This is a genomic window from Faecalibacterium langellae (genome assembly GCF_002549775.1).
GTDB classification, from domain to species: Bacteria; Bacillota; Clostridia; order Oscillospirales; family Ruminococcaceae; genus Faecalibacterium; species Faecalibacterium langellae.
In genome coordinates this window covers 40,737-58,630 of sequence record NZ_NMTR01000012.1, presented here as the reverse complement: position 1 = coordinate 58,630, position 17,894 = coordinate 40,737, and the positions used below count along the sequence as shown (strand labels likewise).

Annotated in this window: 18 protein-coding genes; 5 read left to right on the top strand and 13 right to left on the bottom strand. The window is 59.2% G+C overall.

All coding sequences use genetic code 11. The annotated features are described in order from the left end of the window. Nucleotides 1-70: 70 nt before the first annotated feature. The 3 genes from CGS49_RS04575 to CGS49_RS13920 form a co-directional block, all read right to left on the bottom strand. Complete coding sequence (locus CGS49_RS04575; protein ID WP_097800736.1) at nt 71-745, bottom strand: histidine phosphatase family protein; 675 nt, start codon at nt 743-745, stop codon at nt 71-73. Between the two features lie 149 nt (nt 746-894). Further along, nucleotides 895-3,339: a protein kinase domain-containing protein gene (locus tag CGS49_RS04570; RefSeq protein ID WP_097800735.1), complete on the bottom strand. Its 2,445-nt coding sequence runs from the start codon at nt 3,337-3,339 to the stop codon at nt 895-897. Beyond that, the gene (locus CGS49_RS13920; protein WP_143405811.1) at nt 3,311-3,661 is read right to left on the bottom strand and encodes a hypothetical protein; all 351 of its coding nucleotides are present in this window, start codon (nt 3,659-3,661) and stop codon (nt 3,311-3,313) included. The genes CGS49_RS04570 and CGS49_RS13920 overlap by 29 nt, the downstream gene beginning before the upstream one ends. On the opposite strand from CGS49_RS13920, the gene CGS49_RS04565 reads away from it, so the two are divergent. From CGS49_RS04565 to CGS49_RS14170, 5 genes are all read left to right on the top strand, one after another. Further along, nucleotides 3,660-4,355 (top strand): helix-turn-helix domain-containing protein, encoded by a 696-nt coding sequence (locus CGS49_RS04565; RefSeq protein ID WP_097800734.1) that lies wholly within the window; start codon nt 3,660-3,662, stop codon nt 4,353-4,355. The two genes, CGS49_RS13920 and CGS49_RS04565, sit on opposite strands and share 2 nt — an antisense overlap. Before the next feature lie 123 nt (nt 4,356-4,478). Beyond that, complete coding sequence (locus CGS49_RS04560) at nt 4,479-5,093, top strand: twin-arginine translocation signal domain-containing protein (RefSeq protein WP_097800733.1); 615 nt, start codon at nt 4,479-4,481, stop codon at nt 5,091-5,093. 165 nt (nt 5,094-5,258) lie between these two features. After that, a complete protein-coding gene (locus CGS49_RS04555) occupies nt 5,259-5,837 on the top strand; it encodes a twin-arginine translocation signal domain-containing protein (RefSeq protein WP_097800732.1) in 579 nt (192 codons plus the stop codon). A gap of 238 nt (nt 5,838-6,075) precedes the next feature. Further along, nucleotides 6,076-6,711 (top strand): phosphoribosyltransferase, encoded by a 636-nt coding sequence (locus tag CGS49_RS04550; protein ID WP_097800731.1) that lies wholly within the window; start codon nt 6,076-6,078, stop codon nt 6,709-6,711. Between the two features lie 124 nt (nt 6,712-6,835). Further along, nucleotides 6,836-7,126, top strand: coding sequence for a hypothetical protein (locus CGS49_RS14170; RefSeq protein ID WP_179859030.1), 291 nt, complete (start codon nt 6,836-6,838; stop codon nt 7,124-7,126). A 66-nt stretch (nt 7,127-7,192) separates the two neighbouring features. Here the strand turns inward: CGS49_RS14170 and CGS49_RS04545 are convergent, their stop codons facing one another. From CGS49_RS04545 to hisG, 10 genes are all read right to left on the bottom strand, one after another. Next, on the bottom strand, nt 7,193-8,569 hold the full coding sequence (locus tag CGS49_RS04545; RefSeq protein WP_097800730.1) for an MATE family efflux transporter: 1,377 nt from the start codon (nt 8,567-8,569) through the stop codon (nt 7,193-7,195). A gap of 226 nt (nt 8,570-8,795) precedes the next feature. Beyond that, nucleotides 8,796-9,620, bottom strand: a complete 825-nt coding sequence (locus tag CGS49_RS04540) for a histidinol-phosphatase HisJ family protein (protein WP_097800729.1) — start codon at nt 9,618-9,620, stop codon at nt 8,796-8,798. Between the two features lie 7 nt (nt 9,621-9,627). After that, nucleotides 9,628-10,263, bottom strand: a complete 636-nt coding sequence (hisIE, locus tag CGS49_RS04535; protein WP_097800728.1) for a bifunctional phosphoribosyl-AMP cyclohydrolase/phosphoribosyl-ATP diphosphatase HisIE — start codon at nt 10,261-10,263, stop codon at nt 9,628-9,630. 139 nt (nt 10,264-10,402) lie between these two features. Further along, on the bottom strand, nt 10,403-11,158 hold the full coding sequence (hisF, locus tag CGS49_RS04530) for an imidazole glycerol phosphate synthase subunit HisF (RefSeq protein ID WP_097800727.1): 756 nt from the start codon (nt 11,156-11,158) through the stop codon (nt 10,403-10,405). Between the two features lie 17 nt (nt 11,159-11,175). Beyond that, nucleotides 11,176-11,895 (bottom strand): 1-(5-phosphoribosyl)-5-[(5-phosphoribosylamino)methylideneamino]imidazole-4-carboxamide isomerase, encoded by a 720-nt coding sequence (gene hisA, locus CGS49_RS04525; RefSeq protein ID WP_097800726.1) that lies wholly within the window; start codon nt 11,893-11,895, stop codon nt 11,176-11,178. A 198-nt stretch (nt 11,896-12,093) separates the two neighbouring features. After that, nucleotides 12,094-12,702: an imidazole glycerol phosphate synthase subunit HisH gene (gene hisH, locus CGS49_RS04520; protein ID WP_097800725.1), complete on the bottom strand. Its 609-nt coding sequence runs from the start codon at nt 12,700-12,702 to the stop codon at nt 12,094-12,096. After that, nucleotides 12,699-13,295: an imidazoleglycerol-phosphate dehydratase HisB gene (hisB, locus tag CGS49_RS04515; protein ID WP_097800724.1), complete on the bottom strand. Its 597-nt coding sequence runs from the start codon at nt 13,293-13,295 to the stop codon at nt 12,699-12,701. Before hisB ends, hisH begins: the two co-directional genes overlap by 4 nt. A 3-nt stretch (nt 13,296-13,298) precedes the next feature. After that, nucleotides 13,299-14,360 (bottom strand): histidinol-phosphate transaminase, encoded by a 1,062-nt coding sequence (gene hisC, locus CGS49_RS04510; RefSeq protein ID WP_097800723.1) that lies wholly within the window; start codon nt 14,358-14,360, stop codon nt 13,299-13,301. A 175-nt stretch (nt 14,361-14,535) separates the two neighbouring features. Then, nucleotides 14,536-15,813: a histidinol dehydrogenase gene (hisD, locus tag CGS49_RS04505; protein ID WP_097800722.1), complete on the bottom strand. Its 1,278-nt coding sequence runs from the start codon at nt 15,811-15,813 to the stop codon at nt 14,536-14,538. Next, nucleotides 15,810-17,408, bottom strand: coding sequence for an ATP phosphoribosyltransferase (hisG, locus tag CGS49_RS04500; RefSeq protein ID WP_097800721.1), 1,599 nt, complete (start codon nt 17,406-17,408; stop codon nt 15,810-15,812). The genes hisD and hisG overlap by 4 nt, the downstream gene beginning before the upstream one ends. Between the last annotated feature and the right edge of the window lie 486 nt (nt 17,409-17,894).

Here is a 17,894-nt window from a genome sequence, read left to right as displayed (position 1 = left end):
ATCGTTCCTTTATACAATAAAGGATTGCGCGGGTTCTGTCAAGGGATGGGCCGGGATTGTAACCGAATCCTTACTCAAAGGCCTCGTTTTCCTCGGTCTCGGCCTGGCCGCGCAGGGTATCGGCGTAGCCGAAGGGCACGATGTCGATGGCCTCCACCAGACGGTCGCGCATCCACAGCTGCACATCGGTCTGCACGGTGTAGCCGCAGCCGGGGTCGGCCATCCACTGCTCGGGGCGGCGGGTGGGCACGGCACGCTGGCTGAGCATGCTCATGATGACGCCGCCGTGGGTCACGCAGGCGGCCTCGGTCACATCCATGCGGATCATATACTCGAACAGCTTCATCAGGCTTTCGGCGCAGCGGGCGTGGAACTGGTCGGTGGGCTCGGCCCCCTCGGGCACATAGCCGGAGCCGGGGGTGATCCACTTTTTGAAGTCCTCGTCGTGCACCAGTTCCTTCACGGGCTTGTTCTCAAACTTGCCGAAGCCCGCCTCCCGCAGGTCGTGGACGGTGAAGGTGTGCTTTGCGTCCGGGAACAGGATGTTCGCCGTTTCCACCGCGCGCAGCAGGGGAGAGGAGAACACGGTGTCCACCTGCGGGTACTCGAACCGCTCCTTCAGCTCGGCCAGCTGGGCACGGCCCTCGTCGCACAGCGGGATGTCGGTGCCGCTGCCGATGTAAAGGCCCTGCAGGTTGCCGGCGGTCATGCCGTGGCGGATGAGATGAAGCTTAAAGGTTTTCATGAAAACACCTCGTATCGTTTGGGGAATGCCCCGCCCGGCAAACTGCGGACGGGCGCTGAATTTTTATTATAGCACAAAAAGCCGCTTTTGAAAACCGGGGTCAGTCGTAGTAGTTGATTGGTTCATTGTTTTTCACCAACCAGTAAATTTCACTCCCACAGGGATGCCCACCAGTCCTCTACTCCCTCGTCCAGCACCTCTTGCTCTGTGTCGGATTCTGTATCAGAAGATATCTCTTCATCAACCTCAGAAGAACTAGACACCGCAACACTACTGGATGATGTTGATGCTTTCCGGGACGAGTTGGCTCCCTTTGAACCTTTAGCTTTGCTAGACGAACTCGCCGCTTTTGAACTGCTTACCGCGCTGGACGAACTCACAGAGCTGGAACTGCTCACCGGCTTTTCGCTTTCCGAACTTGCGGCGGCACTTTCGGCCACGCTGGCGGAAGCACTTTCCTCGCTGGCGGTACTGGAAGCCGCTGCACTTGCCGCCTGACTGGACGCCGCCTTTTTACCGGAAGCCTGTGCAATGCAGTCTGCAGCAGCCTTCTTGATGGCGTCGCTGGTGAGAGTGGCACCGGTATAGCCGTCCACATCGGTGCTCTGGCTGCGGATGATCTCGCTCGGCAGTTCTTCTGCGGCCTTGCCGCCCAGCTCTGCCGTCTCGCCGGAAGCGTCCACCCGCACATCGGTGATGGCTTTATCGCTGACGGTCACCGTCACGGTCACATCGCTCAGACAGCCCTCGGCCGTGGCCGTGTAGGTGCCCGCCGTATAGATGGCATCTGCCGTGCTGGCAGCTGCTGTGCTGGATGCACCGCCCCGCCCAGCCAGAGCGAAGCCGCCCACGGCCACCACGGCGGCAACGGCCACGCCGCCGATCGCCAGCGGCAGCTTGCTGCCCTTCTTCTGGGAGACGGCGGGTTCCGCCTGCTGCTGGGCTGCCTGCGCCGCAACGGCCTGTTCGGCTTCTGCCTTGCGGGCGGCTTCCTCGGCGGCGGCCTGCTCGGCCGCGCGCTTCTCGGCGCGGATGCGGGCCAGCTCCGCTTCCTTTTCTTCAGCGGCCTTGCGGCGGGCGGCTTCCTCCGCTTCCCGCTTGGCCTGCTGCTCCTGACGGCGCTTCTCGGCCTGCGCTTCGAACAGGAAGGTGGTCTTGTCGCTCTCCTGCACATTCTGCACCGGCTGCACCGGCGCGGCCACGCGCTCGGTGTGGTCCTCCGCCGGGGTCTGCACCGGCACTGCGCCGGGCATCAGCCGCACGGTGCTGTCGTCGGCCGGGGCGGCGGGCTGGGCCGTTTCCACCCGCACGGTCTGGTCCGCTGCGGGCTCCTGCGGCACGACAGGTGCTGCCGGTTCTGCCGCCGGGGCAGGCTGCGGCATCGGTTTCAGGGTGAGGTCCAGCGCGTCGGCTTCCTCTTTGCTCAGGCCGGAAAGCTCCCGCAGGGAGAACTGCTGTTCCAGCGGGGCGTCATCCCTTGCGTTTTTCAGGCATTCCGGCAGGTCTTTCTCCGCTTTGGCGGGTTTCTCGCTGTCGGCGTGCGCCTTTCCCCACACTGGGCGCTCCGTCTCTCCGTTGGGGTCATTTTCCTCCGGGGCGGCCGCGCCGCTGGTGCTGGGCACGGGCACGGTGTCGCCCTCCGGGTAGATCATCTTCGCCTCGCCCTCGGTGTAGAGGATGGCTTCCAGCGCCTGCCGCATCACGGTGGGACTGTCGTAGCGCTGGGCCGGGTCCGGCGCGCAGGCTTTGAGCACGATCTCGGCCAGACGGCCTTCGGCGTTGGCCGGGGGCGGCAGGGCCGCGCCGGAAAGCCGCTGGGCCTGGGCCCGTTCCCGGCTGGACGGGGTGATGGGCTGGGGGTAGGGCGGGTAAAGCGGCATCCGGTTGTTGTTCAGCAGCTGGTACATCACAAGGCCCAGCGAGTAAATGTCCACATTGCTGGTGTACTTTTCACCCCGGAAGACCTCCGGGGCCATATAGTTCACGGTGCCCGCACGGGTGGAAGCGCCGGTGGACGCGCTGGCGATGCGCGCCACGCCGAAATCGCCCAGCTTGAAGTCCTCGGTCTCCGAGATGAAGATGTTGGCGGGCTTGATGTCGCGGTGGATGATGTTGTACCGCTGGCAAATTTCCAGCGCCTTGCACAGGTCCATGCCCAGCTGGATGACCTCGCGGCGGGTGAAGGTGTGGTTCTGCTTCAGGTAGCTGGTGATGGGGGTGAGCAGCTCCATGCGGATGAGGATATCCCAGCCCACACCGTCTTCGTGGGGGAACATCTTGTGGTCCTCGTAGCTCACGATGTTGCTGTGGCCCTTGAGCTTGCTCATGAGGGCGATCTCCCGGTTGAGCTCCTTGACGTAATCCCGGAAGTAGGTGGAAGCGCCGTTCATGTCCATGCCGTCGGCCAGGATCTCGTCCAGCTCCCCCTGGCTGGACGGGATGGTCACGGCCTTGAGCGCACCGGTGTACACGGTGTCGAACTCATCCCGGCGCTCGATCTCGAACACCCTGCCGTAGCTGCCTGCGCCGATGAAGCGCTTGATGCGCCACTCGCCGAAGAACGGCTCATACCGCTTGTAATACTCGTTTTCCATGCTGATCCCTCGTCTTATTTTTCTGCTTGCAGCGCTGTTTTTGGCCAGAATGCCCGGCAAACGGCTGCAGACCGTGCCAAAGCGCCGAATTTTTTGGTTTTTCCGCAAATCGCGCGCCACTAAATGTATGCGCTGATGCTTTCAGTTTAGCATAGATATGGTATCCGGTGCAATGGTTTTGACAAAAATGACGAAATTTGATGAAAAATATCGTCATTTTTCTTGCTTTACAAGTCGTTTTCCGCTGTGTATAATCAACCTGTTGTAAACCAAAAATCAGGATGTCCCCCAACCATCCGACGCATTGAGGAGTCAGTATCATGGAATTCAACCGTATCATCAAGCTGCTGCGCAAAGAGCGCGGCATCACCCAGAAGCAGGCCGCCGAAGACCTGGGCGTCTCGCAGGCGCTGCTGTCCCACTATGAAAAAGGCATCCGCGAGTGCGGCCTGGACTTCGTGGTGCGGGTGGCCGATTATTATAATGTTTCCTGCGATTACCTGCTGGGCCGCAGTGCCGAGCGCAACGGCATGATGCTTTCGGCCGAAGATATCCCGAACCCGGATAAGATGAAGGATAACGTCTACCACGGCAGCGTGCTGCCCACCATGAACAAAAAGCTGATCTCCAACAGCCTGAACGTGCTGTACGCCAAGATCGGCCAGTGCCACAGCAAGGCCCTGACCACCGAGGTGAGCTCCTACCTGATGATGGCGGTGGCCAAGATGTTCCGCCACCTCTACTCGGCCGAGCCCCACAACGCCGCCAGCATGTTCAGCATCGACGCCTACCGCTGGCGCGGCTATTCCGACGCCGTGATGTGCATGTCTGAGGCCAATGTGGAAGCGCTGCTGGCCGGGCAGGACGTGAACGGCGGCGAGGGCGTGAAGGACCCCGCCTGCCTTGCCATGACCACCGAAAGCCTGACCCGGGAGTTCCCGCTGTACACCCCCAGCCTGTTGAATCTGGTCAAGACCAGCGAGACCCACGTCAAGGGCATCTCGCCGGAAGGGTGATATTCCTGTGAAAAACAGGTGATTTTTCGCCCAAAAGGCTTGCACTTTTGTGCCGGAAAGGGTATAAACAGAATAGTAGATTCTGGAAAGCTGGCTTTCCACACGTTTTAAGGAGGATTTATTATGTCCAACTGCATTTCCCGCCGCGCTTTTCTGAAGGGTGCCGGTGCTTCTGTGGTGGCTCTGGGCGCATCCGGCATGCTGGCCGGCTGCAAGCAGAACGGCAGCTCCACCGTCGTTTCCGTCAAGGTCGGCGATAAGGTAAGCAACTGGAACGGTCTGGGCGTTCAGCTCTCCAGCCTGTTCGGCGTTGACACCGCTCCCCAGCAGGAGGGTTATGAATATCTGGCAGTTCTGGTCACCGTGGTGAACCGCACCAAGGATCAGACCTTCACCATCGGCGCACAGAATGTGGACGCCATCGACGCCGCCTACCCGGTGCCCCCGGCAAGCAACGTGGACGCAAACTTCCACGCACTGGCTGCCGACACCACCGACTTTGTGGCTTCCTGCGACGGCCAGACCGTCGAGTGCACCGCCACCATCTCGCTGTACAACCAGAACTCCCAGAGCTTCTCGGACTCCACCACCCTGCCCCCGCAGGGCAGCGGCTATGTCCAGATGCTGCTGATGGTGCCCAAGGGCTGGAAAGAGCTGGAAGTTACTTACATGCCCACCTTCGTGGCCGACAAGACCCTCACCTTTACCATGAAGGCCGCCGACGTCACCCGCGCCTGATGCCCCGCAAGCGGGACGAAATTTCGTCCAAAACCCGCGCAGCATCCTGTTTTTTGCAGAATTTATTTTTGCAAAAGGCATTGACATTTCCACCGGTTTCGCCTATTTTATAAGTAAACGCCGCAAGGCTTTTTGAATGTATCTGCCTTTAAAGGAGGAACGATTATGTCTTACACTTTCTCCCGTCGTGATTTTATGAAATACACTGCCCTCACCGCAGTGGCAGTTGCCAGCGCCGGTATGTTCACCGGCTGCAGCGGCAACCCGAACCAGCCCAGTGCTGTCTACAATGTGAACAATGACAGCGCCCTGACTTTCGGTGGTTCTTCCGGCGGTTTCCTGGGTATTGGCGCTTCTCACGATAAGCACGTCCTGAAAGCCGGTGCCTCTTATACTGTAGCAGTCACTGGTGCTTTGGTCTGCTACTTCGAGCATACTCCTGTTTCCGAGGGCACCAGCGATACTTTTTCTCACTATCAGCTGAAATATATCGACGCTGACGGTACTGCACATTATGTTTCTCCCAGCAGCAGCTTTGTTGCTGCTGGCGGCGGCGAAGGCCTGAAGGCCAACGAGACCTCTAAGGTCACTCTGACCATCAGCAATCTGGACAATAACGCTCTGCAAGCTGCTAAGAATGTCTACATCCAGTATTTCCCCCGTCACAATGCCCTGGGCAACGAGAACGATGCTTATTCTGACGTCTATGCAACCTGGGACATCACCAGCGTCATCAAGGATTAACCAAAAAGCATTCAAGGCCCGCACCTGCAAAAGGGTGCGGGCCTTTTTGTATCCCAGTTTTTGGCATCCTGCCGCAAACAGAGCAAAGTTTTTTAGTTGTTTTGTGCCTTGTGCACAGTGGTGTTTTCCGGTACAATAAGGTTATCAGATCGTACAGGTGCATCGCGGCAGAGCAGTCGCCGCGATGTTTTGTATTTTGAGGGAACCCCCGAAAACGCTGTAAAGGAGTGCTGTTTCGATGATCAACATGGTAAAGCTTCCCACCAAGAAAAGCAACTTGTTCCTGCGCGTGGCAAAGGGTCATTTTGCCACCAGCCACAGCCATATCAATTATTACATCGACGTCACCACCCAAAAGGCCCGCCTTTCCGAGGCAAAGGCCGTGGCAAAAGAACTGGTGGCGGCTTACCAGCACAACACCATCGTGGACACCGTGCTCTGTCTGGACGGCACCCAGGTCATCGGCACCTGCCTTGCCAACGAGCTGACGAAGGACGGCTTTGCCAACATGAACGCCCACCAGACCATCTACGTCGTCACCCCGGAGTACACCACCGGCAGCCAGATCATCCTGCGCGACAACCTGGCCCCCATGGTGAAGGGCAAGCATGTGCTCATTCTGGCGGCTTCCATCACCACCGGCTACACCGTGCAGGCCGCTGTGCAGGCCGTGGATTACTACGGCGGCACCGTGGCGGGCCTTTCGGCCATTTTCGCCACCACCCACGAGTGCATGGGCTACCCGGTCACGTCCATCTTTGACCCCGCCAGCCTGCCGGATTATTCCAGCTACGACAGCCGCGAGTGCCCCATGTGCAAGGCCGGCCAGCACATCGATGCGCTGGTGAACAGCTTCGGCTATTCGGCGCTGTAACGTAAAAAGGCTGTCAAGTGCTCACGGATGCGCCCTTGACAGCCCCTTGTGAAATGATTATACTATAAATAGAAAGGCGCTGGCCCGCAAACGGCTCGCTCCTTACTGAATCAGATCAAGAAAAATGACCGTTCAAGTTGGTAGCTGGAGGCGGTCATTTTTTCTTGCGTCTATCGCTGTGAGAAACAGTCCATGTAATTTCGAACGTAACGTAGATCGCTCCGCCGAGAAGCGTGAGCAGCAATACGACCTGTTCAAACGTCATGGTGCATCCCCCCTTTCCGCCCTCAAGCGTCCGGGGGAGCGAGATTTCAAGAAAAATCTCTTTACCCGGCGCGCTCAGGTGCCGGTAAGGAGAAAAAAGCCGCCTGTGTTTGTGGCACAGCGCCCTGCCGCCAAAGCGGCAGTTTTATGATAGCATACTTTTCATCAAAACACAACAGGGCTTTGCAGTCGCTTTTATCGCTGCAAAGCCCTGTTTTTACTTCTTCTTTTTCGGGAACACAAACGGCTCGTGCAGATACACAAACACGAGATATGCCGCCATGAAGCACCAGATGATGGGCTCGCACAGGATGACCGCATTGTAGGCAAACTTCGGGATGAACACCAGCACAAAGATCACCTTGCCCACCAGCTCGATGACACTGGAGAACAGCGGCAGCACCTTCTGGCCCAGGCTCTGCAGGGCATAGCGGGTGCACAGCAGCACGCCCAGCACCGCGTAGAAGGGTGCGTTCCAGCGCAGGTAGCGGGCACCGTTTTCCAGCACGATGGGCTCCGACGAGCCGGAGATGAGCTTGACGAGCCACGGGGCCCCGAGCTGCATCAGCGCCACGGCAGCGATCATCACCACCACCGAGTACAGGTACATCTGCCGCATTCCCCTGCGCACACGGTCGGGCTGGTTTGCGCCGCGGTTCTGGGAGACGAAGGTGGAGCCTGCATTCGCCATGGAGATGAGCGGCATATCCGTGAAAGCGAACAGCTTGCGGGCGGCTGTGTGGCCCGCGATGGTGAGCGTGCCCAGGCCGTTGATGCCGTACTGCAGCACCACCGAACCGGCGGACACGATGCTGCTCATCAGGCCCATGGAGATGCTCTGGCTGAACAGCTCCCAGTAGAGATGACTGCCCACGGCGAAATGCTTTTTCTCCGGGATGAGGATGCGCACCCTTGCCAGCACGTACAGAACGCACAGCACCACCGAGATGCCCTGCGCAATCACCGTTGCCACAGCTGCGCCCCGCACGCCCATGCCGATACCGGCAATGAACCATAGATCCAGCCCCACGTTCAGCACCGAGCTGATGAGCAGGAACACCAGCGGCATCACGCTGTTGCCGATGGCGCGCAGCAGGCCCGCGCAGAGGTTATACAGAAACATGACCACAACGCCGAGGTCAATCACAATGATGTAGCGGTAGGCGTCCTCTAAAATCTCCGCCGGGGTGTCCAGCAGCTGCAGCAGGGGACGCAGGCCGAAGAAGCCCGCCGTGGTGATGACCAGCGACGCGATGAGGCCGATGACGATGGAGCCCGTCACGGTGCGCTTGAGCAGGTCCTCGTCCTGCGCGCCGTAGGAGCGCGCTGCCACGATGGCAAGGCCGTTGCCGATACCGATGCCGAAGCCCACCAGAAGCTCGTAGATGGAGCCGCAGGAGCCAATGGCGGCAAGGGCGGTGTCGCCCAGCACATTGCCCACGATCATGGTGTCCACCGTGTTGTAGAGCTGCTGGAACAGGTTGGAGACGAGGATGGGCAGCATGAACAGCAGCAGGCTCTTTAAAATCGGCCCGTGCATCAGGTCTACGTTCATATTGAAAAGTTGTTTCTTCCGGGGCTGCGCTTGGGTCATAGGGGTCCTCCAATGTTGTGTTTTTACCGCAAAACAAGGGACTGCGCAAAAGTCAGCCCCTTGTTTGCGGTATGATACTGTTGCTTTTTCCGATGAAGCCGCCCATTGCAGCCCCTCTCGTGAAAAGACAAATCTGGAAAATCCGCAGATTTTCCAGATTTGTAAATATAAAAATAATTTTTCCGCTGAAAATCACCAGAGCGCAAGCGGAGGTGATTCTAAATCGTTACAGCTCCTGCGTCTCAAAGCCGTTTCCGGTGAGCACCTGCACGCTGGTAAAGCCCGCTGCCTTGATGGCAGCAGCAGCTTCGTCAAAGCCGAAGGTCAGGCTGTTGATGTCGTGGGAATCGGACGTAATAATAACTTTGCCGCCCATCTTCTGCCACTCGCCCAGCAGCCATGCGCCGGGGTAGAAGTCCTTGCGGTAGCCGCGGTAGACGCCGCCGGTGTTCACCTCCAGCAGGCAGTCGTTGTCCTTGGCGGCCTGCAGGGCCTTGAGGGCAGCGGCTTTGTAGCGGGGCGATTCCTCGTCGAAGAACTCGCCGTTGGCGTTCAGCTTCTTGATCAGGTCGATGTGGGCCAGAATGTCCGGCTTGAGGGCGGCCACCTTTTCCACCTCGGCAAAGTAGGCTTCCACAGCGGCAAGGGGGTCTGCATCAAAATCATCGTTGATGCAGTCCCACAGGTCCTGCGGACGGAAATCGATCTCGTAATACTTTCCGGTGTTCTTGCCGTACAGGTGGTGTGCGCTGCCGATCCAGTAATCGTAGCCGGTGCGCTTATCCTCGCTCAGGATATCCCACTCGATGCCGCACAGGATATCCACCTTGCCCTTGTACTCGGTCTTAAGCTTGGCAATGGTGGCCTTGTACTGGGCGGTGCGGCTGGGGCTCATGCAGTATTCGCGGTCGCGCTGGGTGTAGCTATGGCCGGTGAAGCCCAGCGTGGTCAGGCCCTGCGCACATGCAGCACTTGCCATATCCTGCAAGGTATTTTTGCCATCGCACATAGTGGAGTGGCAATGGACACTGGACTTCTTATAATCTGCCATAGATAATTCACTGCATCCTTTCCTGTTTGACCTTGTGGTCAATGACGTGACGTTTTTCCAGTTCACGGGTCACATCCTCCACCGTGATGCCGGCGCTGACCATCAGCACCAGAACATGGTAGGCAAGATCGCTGATCTCGTAAACGGTCTCTTCCTTATCCTCTTTTTCGCCCGCAATGATGACCTCGGTGCACTCTTCGCCCACCTTTTTCAGGATCTTCTCCTTGCCCTTCTCGAACAGGTAGGTGGTATAGCTGCCCTCCTTGGGGCTATCCTTGCGGCCCTTGATGAGCTGGTACAGGCCCTGCCAGCTGAACTGCTTCAGCTCCGGCGAGACGTATACTTCGTTGAAGAAGCAGCTCTCGGCGCCGGTGTGGCAGGCGGGGCCGGATTTGACCACTTCCACCACCAGAGCATCGGCATCGCAGTCGGCAGTGATGGACACCACCCGCTGCACATTGCCGCTGGTCTCGCCCTTACGCCAGATCTCCTGACGGCTGCGGCTCCAGAACACAGTGCGGCCCTCGGCAATGGTGAGCGCCAGCGTCTCGGCGTTCATGTATGCGAGGGTGAGCACCTTTTTGGTGTAGTGGTCCTGCACGATGGCAGGGATCAGGCCCTTTTCATCAAATTTCAGATTCATAACGGTTCTCCCTCCCCGGATGGGGATATTACTAGTTTAGCGTATTCGGTGCGCAAACGCAAGAGTTTGCGGGTTGTTTTTGCGGAAATCCAGTTTCGCGTTACGGCTTCTCCCCGCGCCGGGGAGAAATGCCCCGGCGTTACAGCCGCATCTCCACGCCGTTTGCGTTGAGGTATTCCTTCAGATCCCGGATGGTCAGCAGCTTCTGGTGGAAGATGCCGGCGGCAAGGCCTGCGTCGATGCCCTTGTGGTGGAACAGCTCGAGAAAATCTTCTTTTTTGCCTGCGCCGCCGCTGGCGATGATGGGCACGTTCACCCGTGCCGCCACGGCGTCCAGCATTTCCAGATCAAAGCCATTGCGCACGCCATCGGTGTCGATGCTGTTCAGGCAGATCTCACCGGCGCCGTGGTCTACGCACCAGGATATCCAGTCCAGCGCATCCCGGCCGGTGTCTTCGCGGCCGCCCTTGGCGAACACCCGGAACTGGCCGTCCACACGCTTCACGTCGGCGGAGAGCACCACGCACTGGTTGCCGTAGCGCTGTGCCGCTGCCGGGATGAGGTCGGGGTTCTTGAGTGCGCCCGAGTTGACGCTGACCTTATCCGCGCCGCACTTGAGCACACGGTCAAAATCTTCCAGCGTGTTGATGCCGCCGCCCACGGTGAGCGGGATGAAAATTTCGCTGGCGACCTGCGTCAGAATGTCGGTGAACAGTGCCCGGCCCTCAAAGCTTGCGGTGATATCGTAGAACACCAGTTCATCGGCACCGGCAGCGTTGTACAGGCGGGCCATCTCCACCGGGTCGGCCACATCCCTGATGCCCTCAAAATTCGTGCCCTTGACCACGCGGCCGTTGCGCACATCAAGACAGGGGATAATGCGTTTGGTGATCATCTGTCATTCCTCCCCGTTCAATCCTGCACCAATTCTACACAGCGTTTCAGGTTCAGTGCGCCGGTGTAGAGGCTCTTGCCCAGAATGGCCGCTGCGGTGCCCATCTCTTTGAGTTCCAGCAGCTCGGCTTCCGACGAGATGCCGCCACTGGCCGTGAAGGCCACGCCGGGCACCTCTTTGGCAAGGGTGCGGTACAGGCCGAGGTTCGTGCCTTTCATGGCACCATCACAGGCAATGTCGGTGTAGATGATGGCAGTGCATCCGGCGTCGGCCAGACGTTTGCAGAAGTCCACGCCCGGCTCGGCGCTCACTTCCTTCCAGCCATGGATGGCCACATAGCCGTCCTTGGCATCCACGCCCACGGCAATTTTGTCGCCGTATTTTTGCAGCATCCGGGCAGTGAAATCAAAATCCGTCACGGCCACGCTGCCGAGGATGCAGCGGCCCACGCCGAGAGAGAGGTATTTTTCAATGCGCTCCTCGGTGCGGATGCCACCGCCCACCTCAATGTACAAACCGCCCTGCTTTGCCAGCGCGGCAATGGTATCGTAATTGGAAAGGGTGCCGTCCTTTGCGCCGTCCAGATCGACGACGTGAAGGTTCTTTGCACCCGCGGCAAGGAACTGGCGCGCCTGCGCGCAGGGGTCCTCGCCGTAAACGGTCATGCGGTCGTAGTCGCCCTGCGTCAGGCGCACCACCTTGCCGCCCCGCAGGTCAATGGCTGGAAATAATTGCATGGTTGTTCTCCTTATAGCATCTTCGCCCTCTCAGGCGCTATCGCGCCAGCTCTCCCAAAGGGAGAGCCAAGAAGCGTTACTGTCAAGTTCTCGCCTCTCCCTTTGAAAGACTTCCCCCGGCCGGGGGAAGATGTCGCGTAACGACAAAAAGGGGACAAGGTGGCATTGCGTCAGCAATGACGGAGAGGGCGAGCCGCCTTACAATTCGCTGAACGCTTTAAGAATGCGCAGACCGGTGTCTCCGCTCTTTTCCGGGTGGAACTGGGTGCCGTACACCTTGCCTGCCCGCACCGCGCCGGTGACGGGGATGGAATAATCGCTCACGGCAAGTGTACTCTCGGCACAGTTCTTGCCGTAGTAGCTGTGGACGTAATAAACGTACTCGCCCTCGCGGATGTACTGGAACAGCGGGTCGTCCTTGACGATGTGCAGGGCGTTCCAGCCGATCTGCGGCACTTTCAGGCTCTTGTCCGCAAGGTCAGGTTCCAGCGGGCAAACCTCGCCTTTTACAAAGCCCAGGCCCGCATGCTCGCCGTACTCATAGCTCTTTTCGAACAGCAGCTGCATGCCAAGGCAGATGCCCAGCAGCGGCTTCTTTTCGGCTTCCGTCTTGATGACCGGCACAAGTCCCGTTGCTTCCAGCTTGGCCATGGCGTCAGCGAATGCGCCCACGCCCGGCAGGATGAGCCGGTCAGCTTTGCGGATGGTATCCGCATCTGCCGTGACGACGGCTTCCAGCCCCAGCTGTTTTAAGCTGGATTTCAGGCTGAACAGGTTGCCCACGCCGTAATCAATGATCGCGATCATACCAGCAGTCCTTTCGTGGAAGGAATTTCGTCCTTGTGGGCTGCGTCGATCTTCACGGCAATGCCCAGCGCATGGCCCGCGCCCTTGAAGCAGGCTTCAAGGATGTGATGGGTATTTTCACCTGCAAACTGTACAAAGTGGACGGTGGCGGGCACGCTGCGGGCAAAGCCCAGCCAGAACTCCTTGGCGCACTCCACGTCAAAATCGCCCACCTTTTCGGTCTGGCAGTGGATATCCCAGTTCAAGGTACATCTTCCAGACAGGTCAACAGCACACAAAATCAGCGCTTCGTCCATGGGCAGGTAGAAGCTGCCATAGCGCTGGATGCCGCGCATATCGCCCAGTGCCCGGGCAAAGGCCTGTCCCAGCGCAATGCCCACGTCCTCGGTGGTGTGGTGGTAATCCACCTCCACGTCACCGTGGCAGGTGAGCACCAAGTCAAAACGGCCATGGCGGGCGAACAGTTCCAGCATGTGGTTCAGAAAGCCGCACCCGGTGTCCACCTCATAGCGGCCAGTGCCGTCCAGATCAAGGGTGAGGTCGATCTGCGTTTCGTTGGTGTTGCGTTCCAGCGAGATCATTCGGTTCGGCATGGTTCATTCCTCCATGATCTTATCCAGTGTGTTCACGAATATCTTCATCTGTTCCGGGGTGCCAATGGTGATGCGCAGCCAGTTCGAGATGCGGGGTGCATCGAAATGGCGCACCAGAATGCCGTTTTGTTTCAACTCCTTGTAGAGTGTTCCGCCGTCTTTCCGATTGGTACTTGCAAACAGGAAGTTGGAGCGGCTGTCCAGCACGGCAAAGCCACGGCTCTCCAGCTGCTGTTTTGTCCATGCGCGGGTCTCCACGATGGCGGCGCGAGTCTTATCGAAATAAGCCGTATCTTCCAGCGCGGCCTGCCCGGCTTTCAGGGTCAGGCGGTTGATGTTGTAGGGGTTCAGGCTGAACTTGACCCGGTTCAGGTCAGCAATGAGCTTTGCATTGCCCATGGCAAGGCCCAGCCGCGCACCGGCCAGCTGGCGGGATTTCGAGAAGGTCTGCACCACCAGCAGGTTTTCGTACCGGTCGATGAGGGGCACGCAGCTCTCGCCGCCAAAGTCCACATAGGCCTCGTCCACAATGACCACGTTGTTCGGGTTCGCCTTTAAGATGCCCTCAATTTCCGCCCGGGGCAGTGCAATGCCGGTGGGGGCGTTGGGGTTTGCAAGGACGATGGTCTGGTTCAGGCCGTAGTAGTCCTTCGGGTCAAGGGTGAAATCCTCTTTCAGCGGGATGATGTGGCTGGGAATGTGCATCAGTCCGCACCACACACCGTAGCAGCCGTAGGTAATGTCGGCATAGGCCAGCGGGTGGTCTGCGTCGCAGAAGGCACGCAGCGCAAAGAAGAGGTTCTCGTCGCTGCCATTGCCGGGCATGATCTGCTCCGGCTGCAAACCGAAGTGGGCTGCGGCCGCCTTGAGCAGGTCGGCACAGGCGGGGTCGGAGTAAAGGCGCAGCTTTTCCACCTCGTGCTCGCTCACGGCGGCGATCACCGCCGGGGAGGGCAGATAGGGGCTTTCGTTGGTGTTCAGTTTGATGTACTGCTGATCCTGCGGCTGCTCACCCGGGGTGTAGGGGGTGACAGCGGCCAGCGTGGGGGAAAGAAAACGGCTCATGAAATAATCCTCCAGTTTTCTTTTATGATAAACATCCTCGTCCTCTCAGGCCGCTTCGCGTCCAGCTCCCCCAAAGGGGGAGCCAAGAAACGCTGTGCCCGGATTCTCGGCTCTCCCTTTGGGAGAGCTGGCAAAGCCGTAAGGCTTTGACTGAGAGGGCGAATCGCTTCCTCATTTACTTCTCGTACCGGATGGTCACGCTCTTTGCGTGGGCGTGCAGGCCCTCGCGCTCGGCAAAATCGGCGATGCGGGGGGCTACTTCGCCCAGCGCTTCCCGGGTGTAGTAGAGGAAGCTGGACTTCTTTACAAAGTCGTCTACGCCCAAGGGGCTTGAGAAGCGGGCGGTGCCGCTGGTGGGCAGGGTGTGGTTGGGGCCTGCAAAGTAATCGCCCAGCGCTTCCGGCACGTTGCGGCCAAGGAAGATGCTGCCTGCATTTTTGATCTCGTTCAGCACGCCGAAGGGATCCTCCACGCACACTTCCAGATGTTCCGGTGCAATGATGTTGCAGGCTTCAATGGCCTTGTGCAGGTCGGTGCAGAGGATGATCTTGCCGTTGTCGTCCACGCTGGCCCGGGCAATGGCGGCGCGGGGCAGCTGGGGGATCTGCACTTCCAGTTCGGCCTGCACGGCCTTGGCCAGCTCCGCGCTGTCGGTAACGAGCACCGGGCTTGCCAGCTTGTCGTGCTCGGCCTGGCTCAGCAGGTCGGCAGCCACCCAGGCCGGGTTGCAGCCGCCGTCGGCCAGCACCAGAATTTCGCTGGGGCCGGCGATCATATCAATGCCCACCTTGCCGAACACCTTGCGCTTGGCGGTGGCAACGTAAATGTTGCCGGGGCCGACGATCTTATCCACAGCGGGAATACTCTGGGTGCCGTAGGCGAGGGCTGCCACGGCCTGTGCGCCGCCGGTCTTGAAGATTTTGGTCACGCCTGCGGTGGCGGCGGCGGCGAGGATGACCGGGTTCACCTTGCCGTCCTTACCGGCGGGGGTGGTCATGACGATCTCCGACACGCCTGCCACCTTGGCAGGGATAACATCCATCAGCACAGTGGACGGGTACGCCGCCGTGCCGCCGGGCACATACACACCCGCCTTTTCAATGGGGGTGTATTTCTGTCCCAGCACGATGCCGGGCTTATCATTCACCACAAAATTCTTGTGCACCTGCTGGCGGTGGAAGCTCTCGATGTTGGCAGCGGCCTCGCGCAGGGTCTCAAGGAAGTAGGGGTCCATATTGGCAAACGCTTCGTCGATCTCGGCCTGCGTCACCTGCAGGTCGTCGATCTTCGCGCCGTCAAATTTCAGGGCGTAGTCTTTCAGTGCTTCGTCGCCCCGGGCACGCACATCGGAAATGATGCCGTCCACCACATCCTCCACGTTCTTTTCGGCGCGGATGTCGCGGTTCAGGATTTCTTCGGGCTTCAGCTCGTCGAAGTTATACAGCTTAATCATTTTGCTTCCTCCTTGTTCTGCAGTTCCGCCCGCAGCTTTTCCAGCATGGTGTCCATCTCGGCGTGCTTGAACTGGTAGCTGGCCTTGTTGGCAATGAACCGGGCCGAGATGGGCATAAACTCGGTGACGACCTTCAGGCCGTTCTCCCGCAGGGTGGTGCCGGTCTCCACGATATCCACGATGACATCCGAAAGGCCCAGAATGGGTGCCAGCTCAATGGAGCCGTTCAGCTTGATGATATCGATGTCCCGCCCCTGCGAGGCGTAGTAGGCTTTTGCAATGTTGACGAATTTGGTGGCTACCCGCACCGGGCGGCTGGGGTCGTCCTGATAATCGGCCGGGGCCGCCACGCACATGCGGCATTTGCCAAGGCCGGTGTCCAGCAGCTCGTACACGTCGGCTTCCGCCTCGGTGAGGATGTCCTTGCCCACGATGCCCACATCCGCCGCGCCGTGCTCCACGTAGATGGCAACGTCGCTGGGCTTGACGAGGAAGTACCGGATGCCCGCTTCCGGGTTTTCCACCACCAGCTTGCGGGTGGCGTTGTAGTCCTCCGGGCAGCCGTAGCCGATGCCCGCCAGCAGGTTATACACCTTGTCGCCGAGACGGCCCTTCGGCAAAGCCACATTGAGCATCACCTTGTCGGTGCTGTGTTTCTGCACCGGCGGCAGCGGGGCGCTCAGACGGTCCAGCTCGTCCAGATAGACCGCAAAGCCGATGGCACCGGCACCGGGGGTGAACTTCTGCAGCAGCAGGTCGTAGCGGCCGCCCTTGAGCAGGGGACGGGGCAGGGCCTTCAGGTAGCCCTGGAACACAAGGCCGTTGTAGTATTCCATCTCACCGGCCAGGGTCATATCCAGCCGGATGCTGCCGCCTGCCTTGGCAAGCGGGGCCGCCAGCGCGGTCAGCTCGGCCACGGCGGCTCCCATGGCGGCGTTCTGGCTAAGGGCTGCGGCTTTTTCCAGTGTTTCGGCGTAGCTGCCGGAGAGGTTCAGCACGCTGCACAGAGTGTCGGCGGCGGTGTCGTCCAGCCCGGCAGCGAGGGCGGCGGCCCGCAGCTCATGGGCGTTTTTCTCGCGCAGCTTTTCCAGCAGCTTTGCCCGGGCGGCGTCTGGCACGCCCAGCGCATCGAACAGGCCGAACAGATAGCCCATGTGGCTGACTTCCAGCACCCATTCAGCACCCAGCGCGTCCAGCGACTGTGCCGCCAGACACACGGCCTGCTGCACCTCAGCTTCGCCCACTTTGCCGATGACCTCAAGGCCCATCTGGCTGATTTCCTTGAAGGTGTGGCTCTCGGCCGAGGGACGGTAGACATTTTCGTGGTAGTAGTAGCGCAGGGTCTCGCCGGGGGCGGGCTGGGCCGTCTTGGCAATGGACAGGGTCACGTCCGGCTTGAGGGCCAGCAGACGGCCGTCCAGGTCGGTGAAGGTGATGACCTGCTCCGACGACAAAAAGCTGCGGTTCTCCTGATACAGGCCGTACTCCTCAAAGCGGCCCATGTGGTACTTGCGGCAGCCCGCCGTCTCGTACAGGCTGCGCAGCGCAAAGGAGGCGCGCTCCTTTGGCTGCAGATGCTCCAGACTGAACTCCATTTCGCTTCCTCGTTTCCTTTCCCTTGTTTCTTTCCCTGCACCGGCGCATTCCGGTGTCTCTATACACAAAAACATCCGGCGCGGCATCCTCCGCGCCCATAGAATGAAAGGCTTCTGTTTTTATTTTACTTTATCTAGGTAAAGTTGTAAAGCGTGAAAGTGACGGTGATTTCCATTCTTATCCTACATTTTTTCAGTGTGTTTGTACAGGAAGGCGAAATTTTTTCACGCGCTGGGAAGGTCAGATGATGCAGAGAAAAAACAGCCGCACCATTTTGTCCTGCTCGAACCTCAGACGGGCATTTTATTGCCAAAAATGAACCGCCGCGGTTCTTCTCTGTAACCGTGCGGCCGATCTTTTGACATGATCTGGGGGAAGCGCTGACCATATTTACAGCCAGCGCCGTTCTGTTTCTTATATTGTGGCAGCAGCGTGGGTTTTTGCCCGGGTAAACAGAGCGTTGATTGTGTTTTATTCTGCCTTAT

What these genes read in the sequence shown, in the direction of transcription:
- CGS49_RS04575 (WP_097800736.1), bottom strand. Translation starts at nt 745, where the DNA reads ATGAAAACCTTTAAGCTTCATCTCATCCGCCACGGCATGACCGCCGGC.
- CGS49_RS04570 (WP_097800735.1), bottom strand. Translation starts at nt 3,339, where the DNA reads ATGGAAAACGAGTATTACAAGCGGTATGAGCCGTTCTTCGGCGAGTGG.
- CGS49_RS04565 (WP_097800734.1), top strand. Translation starts at nt 3,660, where the DNA reads ATGGAATTCAACCGTATCATCAAGCTGCTGCGCAAAGAGCGCGGCATC.
- CGS49_RS13920 (WP_143405811.1), bottom strand. Translation starts at nt 3,661, where the DNA reads ATGATACTGACTCCTCAATGCGTCGGATGGTTGGGGGACATCCTGATT.
- CGS49_RS04560 (WP_097800733.1), top strand. Translation starts at nt 4,479, where the DNA reads ATGTCCAACTGCATTTCCCGCCGCGCTTTTCTGAAGGGTGCCGGTGCT.
- CGS49_RS04555 (WP_097800732.1), top strand. Translation starts at nt 5,259, where the DNA reads ATGTCTTACACTTTCTCCCGTCGTGATTTTATGAAATACACTGCCCTC.
- CGS49_RS04550 (WP_097800731.1), top strand. Translation starts at nt 6,076, where the DNA reads ATGATCAACATGGTAAAGCTTCCCACCAAGAAAAGCAACTTGTTCCTG.
- CGS49_RS14170 (WP_179859030.1), top strand. Translation starts at nt 6,836, where the DNA reads ATGACCGTTCAAGTTGGTAGCTGGAGGCGGTCATTTTTTCTTGCGTCT.
- CGS49_RS04545 (WP_097800730.1), bottom strand. Translation starts at nt 8,569, where the DNA reads ATGACCCAAGCGCAGCCCCGGAAGAAACAACTTTTCAATATGAACGTA.
- CGS49_RS04540 (WP_097800729.1), bottom strand. Translation starts at nt 9,620, where the DNA reads ATGGCAGATTATAAGAAGTCCAGTGTCCATTGCCACTCCACTATGTGC.
- hisIE (WP_097800728.1), bottom strand. Translation starts at nt 10,263, where the DNA reads ATGAATCTGAAATTTGATGAAAAGGGCCTGATCCCTGCCATCGTGCAG.
- hisF (WP_097800727.1), bottom strand. Translation starts at nt 11,158, where the DNA reads ATGATCACCAAACGCATTATCCCCTGTCTTGATGTGCGCAACGGCCGC.
- hisA (WP_097800726.1), bottom strand. Translation starts at nt 11,895, where the DNA reads ATGCAATTATTTCCAGCCATTGACCTGCGGGGCGGCAAGGTGGTGCGC.
- hisH (WP_097800725.1), bottom strand. Translation starts at nt 12,702, where the DNA reads ATGATCGCGATCATTGATTACGGCGTGGGCAACCTGTTCAGCCTGAAA.
- hisB (WP_097800724.1), bottom strand. Translation starts at nt 13,295, where the DNA reads ATGCCGAACCGAATGATCTCGCTGGAACGCAACACCAACGAAACGCAG.
- hisC (WP_097800723.1), bottom strand. Translation starts at nt 14,360, where the DNA reads ATGAGCCGTTTTCTTTCCCCCACGCTGGCCGCTGTCACCCCCTACACC.
- hisD (WP_097800722.1), bottom strand. Translation starts at nt 15,813, where the DNA reads ATGATTAAGCTGTATAACTTCGACGAGCTGAAGCCCGAAGAAATCCTG.
- hisG (WP_097800721.1), bottom strand. Translation starts at nt 17,408, where the DNA reads ATGGAGTTCAGTCTGGAGCATCTGCAGCCAAAGGAGCGCGCCTCCTTT.